Source organism: Vibrio sp. SALL6 (assembly GCF_002002385.1).
GTDB lineage: Bacteria > Pseudomonadota > Gammaproteobacteria > Enterobacterales > Vibrionaceae > Vibrio > Vibrio parahaemolyticus.
On the sequence record NZ_MQVK01000019.1, the window covers coordinates 193143 to 206379 of the forward strand.

General features: G+C 45.7%; 10 protein-coding genes. 6 read left to right on the forward strand and 4 right to left on the reverse strand.

Features of this window, described 5'->3' with window-relative positions; genetic code table 11:
- Positions 1-32: 32 nt before the first annotated feature.
- Positions 33-914, reverse strand: a complete 882-nt coding sequence (locus BIW15_RS11740; protein ID WP_005454346.1) for an AraC family transcriptional regulator — start codon at positions 912-914, stop codon at positions 33-35.
- Positions 915-1118: 204 nt separating this feature from the next.
- On the opposite strand from BIW15_RS11740, the gene BIW15_RS11745 reads away from it, so the two are divergent.
- The gene (locus tag BIW15_RS11745; RefSeq protein WP_005498772.1) at positions 1119-2267 is read left to right on the forward strand and encodes an iron-containing alcohol dehydrogenase; all 1149 of its coding nucleotides are present in this window, start codon (positions 1119-1121) and stop codon (positions 2265-2267) included.
- Positions 2268-2566: 299 nt separating this feature from the next.
- Complete coding sequence (locus BIW15_RS11750) at positions 2567-3223, forward strand: lysoplasmalogenase (RefSeq protein WP_005454274.1); 657 nt, start codon at positions 2567-2569, stop codon at positions 3221-3223.
- 90 nt (positions 3224-3313) lie between these two features.
- Here BIW15_RS11750 and BIW15_RS11755 read toward each other — a convergent pair whose 3' ends face one another.
- From BIW15_RS11755 to BIW15_RS11765, 3 genes are read right to left on the reverse strand one after another with little or no spacing between them, the layout of a single operon-like run.
- Entirely contained in the window at positions 3314-4582 is a 1269-nt protein-coding gene (locus BIW15_RS11755; RefSeq protein ID WP_042762442.1) for a sigma-54 dependent transcriptional regulator, read from the reverse strand.
- Positions 4572-6926, reverse strand: a complete 2355-nt coding sequence (locus tag BIW15_RS11760) for an ATP-binding protein (RefSeq protein WP_179115279.1) — start codon at positions 6924-6926, stop codon at positions 4572-4574. The genes BIW15_RS11755 and BIW15_RS11760 overlap by 11 nt, the downstream gene beginning before the upstream one ends.
- Positions 6926-8212: an ABC transporter substrate-binding protein gene (locus tag BIW15_RS11765; protein WP_021454501.1), complete on the reverse strand. Its 1287-nt coding sequence runs from the start codon at positions 8210-8212 to the stop codon at positions 6926-6928. The genes BIW15_RS11760 and BIW15_RS11765 overlap by 1 nt, the downstream gene beginning before the upstream one ends.
- Positions 8213-8499: 287 nt before the next feature.
- Here BIW15_RS11765 and BIW15_RS11770 point away from each other — a divergent pair, with 287 nt between their 5' ends.
- From BIW15_RS11770 to BIW15_RS11785, 4 genes are all read left to right on the forward strand, one after another.
- The gene (locus BIW15_RS11770) at positions 8500-9879 is read left to right on the forward strand and encodes an MFS transporter (protein WP_005397635.1); all 1380 of its coding nucleotides are present in this window, start codon (positions 8500-8502) and stop codon (positions 9877-9879) included.
- A gap of 135 nt (positions 9880-10014) precedes the next feature.
- The gene (gene pyk / locus BIW15_RS11775) at positions 10015-11493 is read left to right on the forward strand and encodes a pyruvate kinase (RefSeq protein WP_005454220.1); all 1479 of its coding nucleotides are present in this window, start codon (positions 10015-10017) and stop codon (positions 11491-11493) included.
- A gap of 209 nt (positions 11494-11702) precedes the next feature.
- A complete protein-coding gene (locus BIW15_RS11780; RefSeq protein ID WP_020835258.1) occupies positions 11703-12437 on the forward strand; it encodes an amino acid ABC transporter ATP-binding protein in 735 nt (244 codons plus the stop codon).
- Complete coding sequence (locus BIW15_RS11785; RefSeq protein WP_025787640.1) at positions 12437-13234, forward strand: amino acid ABC transporter permease; 798 nt, start codon at positions 12437-12439, stop codon at positions 13232-13234. The genes BIW15_RS11780 and BIW15_RS11785 overlap by 1 nt, the downstream gene beginning before the upstream one ends.
- Positions 13235-13237 lie beyond the last annotated feature (3 nt).

Consider the following 13237-nt stretch of genomic DNA (forward strand, 5'->3'; position numbering starts at 1 on the left):
CGAAAAAAGTCGTCATTTTGAAATAAAGATCACTATGCCTTTGTTGACCTTGGTGTTTCATTGAAATGTCGCTTGTACTCGCGACTAAACTGTGATGGGCTGCTGTAGCCTACAAGTCGAGCAGCATCGTTGACTCGTTTCCCTTCGAGTTGAATCAAATCTCTCGCTTTATTGAGACGTACTTTTTTGATGTATTGCAAAGGTGATTCTAAGGTTACGCTCCGAAACGCCTGATGAAATGCCGAGATACTCATGTTGGCCTCTTCCGCCAATGTTTGGACATTCAATTGCTCATGATATTCGGCATGAACACGATTGAGTGCTTTTGCTACTCTCGCGTAGGAACCTTCTTGGTGAGCCAATTCAAACAACACGTGCCCTTCTTTGCTTACAAGCGTTCGATAGACAATTTCTTCTAGTAAGGACTCGCCCAATATCGCCACATCCAAATCGTTGCAAAGCGCCTTCATTAATCGCTTGCAAGCATCGAGCATGGCGTCGTTCATTCGAACCGATTTGAGGCCACAACGTTTAGAATCTTCGCAGATATTACTGAATTTCTGTGCTTCGAGCTTTTTCACAAGTTTGTGCAGCAGCGTGGGCGAGATGTCGATAGAAATACCGAGCAAAGGCTCATTGTTGGTGGCAAATGCTTCACACTCTAGAGGCATAGGTACACCCACCACCAAATAGTCATCCGGACCATACTGAACTGGCGTTTGCCCTATATGGATGTTTTTATGCCCTTGGCCAAGCACAATGATCCCTGATTGATACACAAATGGTTGACGGTTATTGCCTTTGCTACTGCGATAAAACCAAACGCCTTCGATAGCGGTTTGCTTGATGCCTTCTAAATTGTGCAGATCATGCTTTTCAACATACTGCTGCATGGTTTCGGCTAATGTGTTCATGTAATGCTCCATAAACCGTCAATCGGTCTACGCTCTGTTGTCATTTTTCTCACTATACTTTCTCTTCTGTTTCCGATTCCAGCGTTATAACAACAATTTTGTAGAAATAGGCAAGTAATTTACAGAAATCGACCTACAACACGACAAAAAGTCGTACTAATATGCACGTATTCAATCTCCTCAACTGGAAACAAGAGGTCTGCAATGAACTTTTCTTATGTCAACCCAACCAAAATTTTCTTTGGCCAACAACAAATCGCAGCAATCAAAGACGCGATCCCAGCGGATCAAAAGGTCTTGGTGATTTACGGTGGCGGCTCAATCAAAAAGAACGGCGTATACGACCAAGTAGCAGAAGCGCTCACTGGCCACGAATGGTCTGAGTTTTCTGGTGTAGAACCAAACCCAACAAAAGAAACATTGGATAAAGCGGTCGCTATCGTAAAAGATCAAAACATCGACTTTATTCTTGCTGTTGGTGGTGGTTCGGTTATCGACGGTTCTAAATACGTTGCGGCAGCATCAAAGTACGATGGTGACGGCTGGGACATTATGATCGGTAAGCATCAAGTGACAGAAGCAACACCGCTTGCGGCTATCCTAACGCTACCTGCAACTGGTTCAGAATCCAACATGGGTGCAGTGATTACAAAAGCAGAAACTCAAGACAAACTGCCGTTCATGTCTCCTGCTGTACAGCCTAAATTTGCAGTCTTAGATCCAGATGTAATGAAAACGCTGCCTGAACGTCAGCTTATCAACGGCATTGTGGATGCGTGGGTACACGTATGTGAGCAATACATTACACTGCCTACTGGAGCGATGGTACAAGACGGTTACGCAGAAACCTTGCTAAAAACTCTAAAAACGCTTGGCGAACAGTTCGCAGAGCGCGATGACGACCAATGGCGCGCAAACCTCATGTGGTCTGCAAACCAAGCATTGAATGGTTTGATTGGTAGCGGCGTTCCTCACGATTGGGCTACGCACATGATCGGTCACGAGCTGACTGCACTTTGGGGCGTTGATCATGCACGTTCTCTTGCCATCATCCAACCATCACTGCTGCGTAACCAGATGCAATTTAAGCGCGCAAAGCTTGAGCAAATGGGTCGTAATGTATTTGGTTTGGAGTCTGGTGATGATCTTGCAGAACGCACTATCGAAGCCATCGAAGCGTTCTACCACCAACTTGGTGTAGCAACTCAACTAGACAACTACGGTGAAAGCCGCGAGCAAGCGATCGATGCCATCATTGACCAACTCAACAAACACGGAATGACGGTTCTGGGTGAAAACCAAGCGATTACTCTTGAACGCAGCCGTGAAATTTTAGAATTAGCCGTCTCATAACAGCAACAACTGTTCACTGCCCTTTCTAGGGTTTAACGGTATTGTGACTTAACGGTCACAATACCGTTTTTTTATGCTATTTTGTAAGCTTCAACGCGTTCAAATATTGGGCATTCTAAAAACAACAATTAATGCACAAAATTAAGTGTTCGCGTTGGTCAGTAAAGTGGCGACCGTTTAGCTTTACATACACAAAAAATAAAATTGAAATCAAAGGTCTAACTTACGCATTTGTTAGATCTTTTTGTTTAGAGTAGCACTACGCTACTCACGTTTGTCTGTTCGAGAGTTCTTTATATATGTGGCTAGTTGTCGTTGTATTAGCATTCATACACATCATAAGTGTCCGTAAAGGGCCGAAATGGCTATTTTACGTATCAAAGCCATTGCCTGTACTTGTGATGATTGGCATTTTGCTTAATTCTCCCGCGAGTCAACTGCCTTACACTCAGTGGATATTAGTGGGTTTATCGTTGTCACTACTCGGTGATTTACTACTGATGTTGCCGCGAGATAAGTTCATCATTGGTCTAAGCCTATTTTGCTCTGCTCATTTGTCCTACAGTTATGGCTTTAGCTTAATGTCGGCATGGCATTTCACTCCTTGGCTTCCTATTGCTTTGTTTGGGCTCGGCATTTGCTTTTACTGGCTGTTTCGACCTGACCTCGGCAAAGAAAGAATCCCTGTCGCGATCTACATTTGGGTTTTGATGACCATGTGTTGGATGGCCATTGAGTATTATCTAAGTGGGAAAACGCAGTCATCTTCGTTTGCGGTGTTAGGAAGTTTTATCTTCATCATTTCCGGCACGGTGCTGGCTTTTGAGCGCTTTGGTGGTTACTCGGTATTTTCTCGGCAAGTGGTGATGGTCACGTACTATTCCGCGCAAACTTTAATGGCGATGTCCGTAATTGCCATCGTGATTCGTTATCCGTATCTCACGGTGATCAGTTAATTTTCTATGCTGCAGATTGGTGTTCGCCACTCTGAATTTTGATGAAAAAAGCGTTTGAGCTTACTGATGCAGACCTCAAACGCTTTGTTGTTATCGCGACTTGTAATTGCCCTTTTCAATTCCGTGCTTTTTCATTCTCAAATACAGCTTTTTACGCGGTATTTGCAGATGGTTTGCCGCATCCGTAATTCGCCCGGAGTGCAAAAACAACGCATCTTCTATTAGCTGCTTTTCAAAATCGTCCACCAAATCATCCAATGGAAGCTGAATCTCATTTTGTGAGTAGATGCGCTCTTTACCCGTTAATTTAACAATTCCGATTGCGTATAACTCAGCGATGTTTCTTAGCTCACGGATGTTGCCCGGCCACGGATAACCTCTCAGTAGCGCGAGATAGCTAGAGTCGACATTTGGCAATGTTTTGCCTAATTTCTTACAACTCAGTTTTAAGAAGTAATGAAATATCGTCACGATGTCGTCAGGGCGCTGACGCAATGGCGGTACGTGAACCACGCCTTGGTTGAGTAGATAGTACAGTTCCGGCAGCAATTGATTTTTGGTGATGTACGTTTCCGGTTCTGAGTCAAAAATCGTTACAACACGCAGATTCTTTTTCCCACAACGTTCTCGCGCCAGTAATAATTGAGCCAGATGCCGTTGTCCCTCTTCAGGTAGTTCAGGTAAGTTCTCTAACACAAGTAAACACGACTGCTGTTTGTCGATGGCATCATCAATGCTATCCATTGTTGTGGTTGCACTGAGAGCAAAAGAACCATACTCCGTTTCTTCACTCTTAGACATCATGTCTTTAATTAACCCCGCGACGCTGTGACGCCCAGTGCCCGACTCACCATAAACCACCACGTGCGTGTCCAGTAACGCGTATTGGGCAACAAGCTTGCGGATCTGCTCCATATGCGCAGACTTACCAATTAATGAGCGCGAAATAGATTTCTCCGCCTGTAGCTGCAATTCCACCTGGCTGCTTCGAGTTTCAAGCTGCTGTTTTACTAGTGTTAAAAGCTCCGCAGGATTGATCGGTTTTTCTAAAAACTCACATGCGCCCTGCTTTACTGCATCAACCGCCATTGGAATATCGCCGTGCCCAGTGATCACAATGACAGGGATTCGCTCATCGACGTTTTTGATCATCCGAAGCAGTTCTAATCCATGCATTTGCGGCATGTACATATCGAGAATAACAACGCCCGCCCACTCTGGAGAGACATATTGCAGCGCTTGTGTTGGGTCGTTAATGGCTTTTGACTTGATTGATGATATGTTCATCAAGTACGAATAAGAGTCCAAAACATCCTGATCATCATCGACCAATAATACTGAATATGGGTTATTGCTCATTAGGTAACTCCAACACAACCATCGCACCTTTTTCTAATGAGGAAGCGAGGTAGATACTTCCTTTATGCTTTTCTATTAATGACTTACAAATATTCATCCCCAGCCCTAGACCAACTTCTTTTGTCGAAACAAAAGGCTGAAAAATCCGCTGCACAATCTCTTCACCAAACCCAATGCCGTTGTCACTGATTGCAATCAGTGTGGTTTGGCTGGTTCGTTCCACCAGCGCCATTTGAATCCGTTTTTGTTCGTCCCTTGTGCTTTCCATCAACGCATCACAACTGTTTACTAAGACGTTAATGAAGACCTGTTCTAGCGCCAACATGTCGCCTTGCACTTTTACATCATCAGGTAACTGGTTTTCTATGATGATCTGTTGACGCTTCGCTCGCGTGTTCACAATGGTGGATGCTTGCTCCGCCACCTCATGAACACTTACAGACTTCACTTCTCTTTCACCTTCTGGCTTGCGAGCGAATTGGCGCAAACTGTTGATGATCTTACTCATCCGAGTCGCCAAACCTTCGATGTGGGTAATGGATTCACCAACCTTTTCTGGAGATTCCTGTTCGAGGAACATTCTCGCGCTGTATAAATACGTCGACATTGCGTTTAATGGCTGGTTAAGCTCATGCGCCAAACTGGTCATGGTTTGCCCTACAACCGCCATTTTTGCAGCTTGAATCAACTCATCTTGCGTCTTTTTGAGATTGTCTTCGGTGCGAATACGTTCTTCGATTTCGTTTTCTAACTGTTGGTTTTTCAGTAGCAAATCTTGCGTCTTTTCTAACACCCGACTTTCCAAGGTACGCGTGGTCATTTCTTGATGAGTGACATCCGTAATGGTCATGATCAATTTGTATTCAGCACCATGAGCGAAAGGACGAATATCGAAACGCACATACTTTGGTTTCTCGTCCCCAAGTGACAATGTCACATGAATTTTGCCGAGTTCAATCCACAAATGAGAACCATCGAATACCTTTTTCAGTTGATCTCGACAGCTCTCTGGGAAGTACTCCCAAATCGGATAACTTTCGTTAACCTCACCAAGTTTCAACAACTTACGCGCGCTTAAGTTTGCTGATTCCACTACGCCATTGAGGTCACTGGTAATCAAACTCGCCGTAGTATTGTTGATTAGGCTCAAAGCGTTAGTCCGCTGAATTTCCTGTACCTTTTCACCGTACTCGATGAGCTTTTCACTCAAGCGTCCGATCTCATCATTGCCGTCCACCACAACCGGATGGCTCAGGTCGTTTTTGATGATGGCATCAATACTGTCACCTAACCCTATCAAACGTGCCACAATGCGGCGGTTGATGAAGTAATACGTCAAGAACATGCTCGTCATGATCGACAAACTAAAGCAGACGATCAAAACGTGGTTGCCGTAAGACACGCGCTCGGCGGTTTCACTCTTCACCTGTTTGAACGTTTGGTCCGCAGTAGAAACCAGTTCACCGATTTGTTGATGAATGGCTTCCATGCTGAGCGAGATTTGCTCTTGTATTTTCTGAATATCGCCGTTCAGCGTCACTAATGACATCAATTGTTTATCGAACGCGCCTTCTGGACTCAACACAACCACAAGTTCTTGCAATAACTGTTTGTAAGCGATTGAGGTTGGCTGATTCATTAAGGTTGTGCTGCTTTCTTGCAGATCCATCAAGCGAAAGTGAATCACCTTCATCCCATTGTCGACCTGCTCCGGCATTGATGCGCCAGCAACATCAATCGCCATGTCGTACACCGCCGATTCAATATCGATGACCCGTTGCAAAGTACTCAATTGCACCAGCAAGTTTTGAATTTCTTTCGAATCGTTTACCCGCTCAATCTGCCAATGCACTTCTTGTCGAACCGGTTTGAGCTCAGAGCGAATATCTTGGTGAAGCCAGTTAATCTGCTCCATCAGTTGGTCGACGCGGCGAGTTTGATCGATGCGAGTTGAAATCATATCCACGTACTTTTCCAGTAGCGAGGCAAGGCCAGCTTCCGATTCGAGCAATTGATAAAACTCCGAGCTCATCTTATTGCTTTTCAGAACGGTCGAAATCGAAGCCAATTGCTCGTTGACCTGCATGGCTTGTTCAGTCAGCTGTACTTTGTTGTCTACCGCTTGCAGCGCTTCTACGCGGCGGTTAATTTCACTGGTTTTACTTTCGAGAAAATAGCTGGCGTTATATTTAGGCACGCTATCTTCCAACAAAAGGCGCACCTGATTATCCAAGCTGTTCCATGTCGCCCAAGCGACCAAACACACCACGGTAAGCAAGAGCGTGCTGCAAGCAAAAGCGGCAATTAAGCGTGCACCGATGGTTTTGTATTTCGGGTATAACACTACTTCTCTTTCCCTCGCCATTGAGCCAATTGCTGATTTACGTTGTCCAATTTTTCCGACATCGCACGCCCCAATTCATGGGAAAACTCTGCCAATAACGCTTGGTAGTGCGTCATGCCAACTTCGGAATCTTTATCCATGGTCGACAGCTTTTGCGCAATTTCGGTTACTTGCGCTTTGCTCAGTGGCAATTCAAACAGTTGTTTTTCAATGGCTTGTAGCGAACGTTGTTTCTCTGGTTTTCCGTCGGCAAGTCGATTCAATTTAATGAGCGAGAGCCAAGCATCTTGAAGCTCCGGTAAGCGCTTGGTGATCGCGGTATCAAAAATCAAGTTGATTAACGCTTCACGTGGCATTACCTGTTCTAGGTCGAGAACGGGATTTTCTCCACCGTATCGAGCCGTATCGTCAAGCGCTGTTTTGGAGAAGGTGCTGCTTTCCATCTGCTCTTGTACTTCTTTCGAAAGCAAATGAGCAATAAAGGACTCTGCCAACTTATCACTCTTACCCCGATTGATTTGTGCAATATAGGTAGGCATCAGCGTAAAGTCTTGGTCATAAGCAAAGCCAACGTAGTCGAACTTGCGTTGCGCAATCAGTGCGTAGCTGTCGATCGTCGGCCCAATACCAAACTTACCTTTGGCGATGTAATCCGCCACTCCAAAACTGCGAGAAGAGATCGTCGCGAGGTTCGCTCCCACATTGAGTAAAATCCGCCAGCCCTCTTGCCAACCATATTGACTAAGCACACTCTCGACCATCAATTGCGTGGTTCCAGATCGGCTTGGCGTGCTCATGGTGACGTGACCAAAGTACAGTGGGTTGGTCAGATCTTGAAAACGCTTCGGTTCTGGTAAATGGTTCGCGGCCAAATAATCTTTGTTCCAAACAATCCCGGCGCCGGAGTATCCAAACGCCACGACTTGATCGTTATTAGGTAATAGATAAGGCGACAACCATTTCGGCACTTGCACACGCGACGACATATCAGCCAAACGATGTTCATTAGACAGCTCTTGCATCAGAAACGGTGACGAGCTCAACACCAAGTCGATATCCTTCATGTAACTTTTGCTGAGCAATTGCAGGCTTGATTGAGTGCGTCGGTGAACCACTCGGACTTCAGCATCAGGATAGTGCTGCGTAAAGTCATCCACCAAAGCAGTGATTGGTGCTTGAGAGAAGGTCGTGAGTATCACCAACTCTTTTTCTGCTGCCATTGTGAGTGGTGCATAAAGCGCCGCACCAAGAAGTAAACGACGCCCAAATTGCTTGAAATCAGCCATCAAATTAACCAAAAACCTTAAATAGTGTGCGGTAACTCAAATCTATGAAAGATTGTCAAAAAATCTTACAGAGTATGTTTGAGTCACTATTGACGCACTTCAACCAGAACTAAGCATATTCTATCAGTAACAAGTGTCAGCCTAACGTTCTAAATTCCCGTTTTTGACTCAACCTAAATATCAATATGGGTCAATTCTGTCTCAAATTCATGCCTTTGTACTGTGCAATCTGTCACTTCAAGATAGCCCTGCAACAAAACATTTGTGATTAAAACTTGGAGTGCAAGATGTTTAATTTCTTTAAAACACGCCCTGACCTCCCTCTTTCAGATGGCTCGAAAGAGGAAATGCAAGCGCGTTTCAAACGCTACCAATGGCATGTATTTTTAGGCTTGGTTTTCGGTTACGCCGTCTTCTACGTAGTTCGTATGAGTTTAGGTGTTGTTAAAAAACCAATGCTGGATGCAGGCATCGTAACCATCGAAGAACTCGGTATCATGGGTTCGGCTTTCTTCTTCACTTACGCTTTTGGTAAGTTCTCGAACGGCTTCCTTTCTGACTATGCCAACATTGGCCGATTTATGTCGTTCTCTCTACTACTGTCTGGTATCACCGCAGTATTCATGGGTTTGAACACCACGGCATTCTTCTTTGTTCTGCTTTGGGGTCTAAACGGTTGGTTCCAATCTGTTGGTTCAGCACCGTCTTGTGTGTCTCTGTTCCAATGGTTCTCACCAAAACAACGTGGTAGCCGTTACTCTATCTGGGGTGGCTCACGTAACATCGGTGAAGGTATCACTTGGATCCTAACGGCGTCTCTAGTGAGCTACTTCGGTTGGCGCGCAGGTTTCATCGGTGCGGGTATTGCAGCGATTGCAGCAGCGATTTGTATGTTCTTCATCCTAAAAGACCGTCCACAAACTTACGGTTTGCCAGATTCAGCAACAGCATTCGACGAAGAACCTGAGATCAAGAAAAAGAACGATCCGCAAGCAACTCGTCGCGCTCAAATGTTCATCCTGAAGCAACCAACCGTTTGGCTAATTGCAGCAGCGTGTGCAGCGATGTACATCTCTCGCTACGCGATGTCTTCTTGGGCAGTGCTTTACCTACAAGAAGCAAAAGGTTACTCACTGATTGACGCTGGCTTCGCAATGTCTACATACCCTATCGCGGGTCTAGCAGGCGCAATCCTATCAGGCATCATTTCTGACAAGGTGTTCAACTCTAACCGCCATATCCCGACTCTACTTTACGGATTGGCGAACATCGGTGGTATGTGCTTGATGTTCTTCGGCCCAGATAACCGCATCGTTGACGCAGTAGCACTAGGTATGATCGGTTTCGCTATCGGTGGTCTGGTTGTGTTCCTTGCAGGTCTAACTGCTTGTGACTTGATGCCTAAGAACGCAGTTGGCGCAGTGAAAGGCTTCATCGGCCTGTTCTCTTACATCGCCGCTTCTGGTCAAGAGTTAGCGTCAGCTTCTCTAATCAAAATCACAGAGGTTGATGGCGTAACTAAATACGACTTCTCTCAAGCGCAATATTTCTGGCTGGCTGCTGGTGTGATTTCTCTACTTCTTGCTCTAACAGTTTGGAATGCGAAGAAAGTGGTTGATATCGACCCAGTTGAAGAAAAAGAGCTAGAAGCTCGCCCTAGTCACTAATCCTGACTAAAGCGGGAGGCGACTCCCGCTTACTTCCTCAATGTCATAAGTTCTTTTGCAAAGAGTGCTTACGAGATTGATAGAAAATCCCCCCCTATTTCTATTTTCCTTTTTAAGTGTCGATTGAGGTGACAAATGTGTAAAACCAAAATTGTGGCTACGCTAGGCCCAGCAAGTGAAAGCCGCGAAACACTAACTAAGTTGATTCGAGCAGGCGCGAACGTAGTCAGACTCAATTTTTCTCACGGAACGGCGCAAGAACACATTGCCCGCGCGAATTTAGTTCGTGAAATTGCGGCTGAACTCGACACTTATGTTGGTGTGTTAGTCGATTTACAAGGCCCTAAGATTCGTATTTCTTGCTTCGAAAATGGCGCAGTTCTACTCAATCAAGGCGACGTATTCACCCTGAGCGGCACACTTGACGCACAATCTGGAACCCAAGAAATGGTTGGGCTTGATTACCCAGAGCTGATTCAAGACGTGAACGAAGGCGATATTCTGCTGCTAGATGATGGCCGCATTCAGCTAAAAGTAAGCCAAGTACACCGTGACGAGCAGTGGATTAAAACCACAGTATTGAACAGCGGTAAATTGTCTAACCGTAAAGGCATTAACTTGTTAGGTGGCGGTCTTTCCGCTCCGGCTCTTACCGCGAAAGACATTCAAGACATCGACACCGCAGCTAAACTTCGAGCCGACTTCCTTGCAATTTCTTTCCCGCGCAATGCACAAGATATCGAATACGCTCGCAGCTTGGCGCAAAAAGCAGGTTGTCACGCCAAGATTGTCGCGAAGGTAGAACGCGCAGAAGTGGTTGAAACCAAAGAAGCGATGGATGATGTCATTAAAGCATCTGACATCATTATGGTCGCTCGCGGCGATTTAGGCGTAGAGATTGGCGACGCACGACTGCCAATGGTGCAAAAATCATTGATCAATCGTTCTAAACATTGGGGTAAGCCGGTCATTACCGCGACCCAGATGTTGGAATCGATGATCGAGAATCCTCTCCCAACTCGAGCTGAAGTGTTAGACGTGGCAAACGCGATTATCGACGGAACAGACGCCGTGATGCTGTCGGCGGAATCGGCGGCGGGCAAATACCCAATCGAAGCGGTCGAAGCCATGGTTCGCATCGCACAAGGTGCAGAGCACGAGCTGGAATGCAACCATGACTGCTGGGATACTCTGCAACACTTATGTTCTAACCCAGGCAAAAGTTTCGCGCTTTCATCAATGATTTCGGCTTCTCGCGTTCATCAAGACCTTGGCGTTGCGATTTTAACCCAACATGGTGAAACACCCCTGTTGATGTCTCGCTGCCAAAGTAAAACTAAGATTTGGGCTCTGAGCGACAACCCAGCTTTACTTGCACAAATGACCATTCTACGCGGTGTTGAACCTTTGTATTTCAAAGCAGCAGAAAGCCACGTTGATCTCGCGCCACAATTAGTGGAATGCTTACGTCAAAAGGCCAACGAAGCACATATTTCCTCCATTTTGATGACCCAGCTCGATTCCATCGAAGGCATGGGTGAAATCAACGCGTGTCGCTTGCTGAGCTTGAATGTGTCATCTCACATGAAGCCAGCGGAAGAAATCGCAGCTTAGGTTTACCTCCCCCTTATTCAAGCTCGACCTTGAATTTCTCCCCCATAACTTGCTCCACAGGGACTTGACCTGCCAAATGGCAGGTCCTTTTTATTGCGCACGATATAACCAACCATTCGCTGACTCTTGGAATATGAGCGTTAACTTAATGAAATCGCATTCACAACTTGTTATTGTAGAGCGATTGTTATCCCTAAAAGCGTGCCCCTTTGAAAGAGAACACTCCCGTCGTCGAATTTAGCAACGTAAACAAGTGGTATGGCGATTACCACGCTCTAAAAGATATCAACTTCTCCGTACATTCTGGCGAGATCGTCGTGGTGTGTGGCCCTTCTGGTTCAGGAAAATCAACGCTCATTCGTTGCATCAACCATCTTGAATCGATTCAAGAAGGCCAACTTCATGTGTTCGACCAGCCTTCTCATGCAAAATCTCTCAAGCCCGGTAAAATCGGCATGGTGTTCCAGCACTTCCACCTTTTTCCTCATTTGACTGTACTGGAAAACCTTACCTTAGCGCCGATTCGCACACTCAAATTGTCAAAACAAGAAGCTGAAAAACGCGCACGACATTACCTCAAGCGCGTCAATATTGAAGAACAAGCGAGCAAATACCCCATCCAGCTTTCCGGCGGTCAGCAGCAGCGCGTCGCGATTGCCCGTTCCTTATGTATGGAACCGGACTTACTCCTTTTTGACGAACCGACTTCGGCGCTTGATCCGGAAATGATCAACGAAGTGTTGGATGTCATGGTTGAACTGGCACAAAGCGGAATGACGATGATTTGCGTCACGCACGAAATGGGATTTGCCAAAAAAGTAGCGAACCGCGTGGTATTTATGGATGAAGGCCAAATCGTGGAAATGAACTCACCGATCGCCTTATTTGAAACACCACAGCATCCACGAACCCAAGCATTTTTGAACCAAATTTTAAGTTACTGATGATAGTTCGCGTAATCAAACCTGTGTTTCAAGCTTTACTGCAAATGACGCTACTCTTCATCGCGATTGTGTGGGTGTTGGATTCTGGTGCCGATGCTATGGGCTATCAATGGCAATGGGAACGCGTACCTGATTACATCGCTTTTTATGAAGATGGCGAATGGTGGCCAGCAGAACTTATCGATGGGCTATTGGTCACGCTTAACATCTCGACTATTAGTCTATTCTTCACCTTAGTGTTGGGGTTGGTCACCGCGTTACTAAGGCTTAGCGATTCGAAAGTCGGCAATGTTATTGGCACCACTTATGTCGAGGTAATACGTAACACGCCGTTGTTGGTGCAAATCTATTTACTCTACTTCGTGTTTGGCCCCGTGATTGGTTTGGACCGATTCAACACCGCCGTTTTGGCATTGTCCCTTTTCCAAGGTGCCTACACTGCGGAAATATTCCGCGCAGGTTTAAACAGTATTCCTAAAGGGCAATTCGAAGCAGCACAAACACTCGGGTTATCACCGTTTTACACTTACAAAGACGTAATTTTGCCCCAGGTTTTACAGCGCACATTACCGCCATTGACCAATGAAGTGGTTTCTTTGATCAAAAACTCTTCCATTGTAAGCGTGATGGCGATTTTTGATTTAACAACACAGGCACGCAACATCGTCTCTGAGACGGCGATGCCGTTTGAAATTTGGTTTACCGTGGCAGCAATTTATCTTGCTCTCACTCTATCACTTTCTGGCTTGTCTGCATGGCTAGAACACAAACTCGGAGCCAGTTGGCGCAAATTATAAGGA

Excerpts from the sequence above, each read along its gene's own strand:
- BIW15_RS11740 (WP_005454346.1), bottom strand. The coding sequence starts at position 914 with ATGAACACATTAGCCGAAACCATGCAGCAGTATGTTGAAAAGCATGAT.
- BIW15_RS11745 (WP_005498772.1), top strand. The coding sequence starts at position 1,119 with ATGAACTTTTCTTATGTCAACCCAACCAAAATTTTCTTTGGCCAACAA.
- BIW15_RS11750 (WP_005454274.1), top strand. The coding sequence starts at position 2,567 with ATGTGGCTAGTTGTCGTTGTATTAGCATTCATACACATCATAAGTGTC.
- BIW15_RS11755 (WP_042762442.1), bottom strand. The coding sequence starts at position 4,582 with ATGAGCAATAACCCATATTCAGTATTATTGGTCGATGATGATCAGGAT.
- BIW15_RS11765 (WP_021454501.1), bottom strand. The coding sequence starts at position 8,212 with ATGGCTGATTTCAAGCAATTTGGGCGTCGTTTACTTCTTGGTGCGGCG.
- BIW15_RS11770 (WP_005397635.1), top strand. The coding sequence starts at position 8,500 with ATGTTTAATTTCTTTAAAACACGCCCTGACCTCCCTCTTTCAGATGGC.
- pyk (WP_005454220.1), top strand. The coding sequence starts at position 10,015 with ATGTGTAAAACCAAAATTGTGGCTACGCTAGGCCCAGCAAGTGAAAGC.
- BIW15_RS11785 (WP_025787640.1), top strand. The coding sequence starts at position 12,437 with ATGATAGTTCGCGTAATCAAACCTGTGTTTCAAGCTTTACTGCAAATG.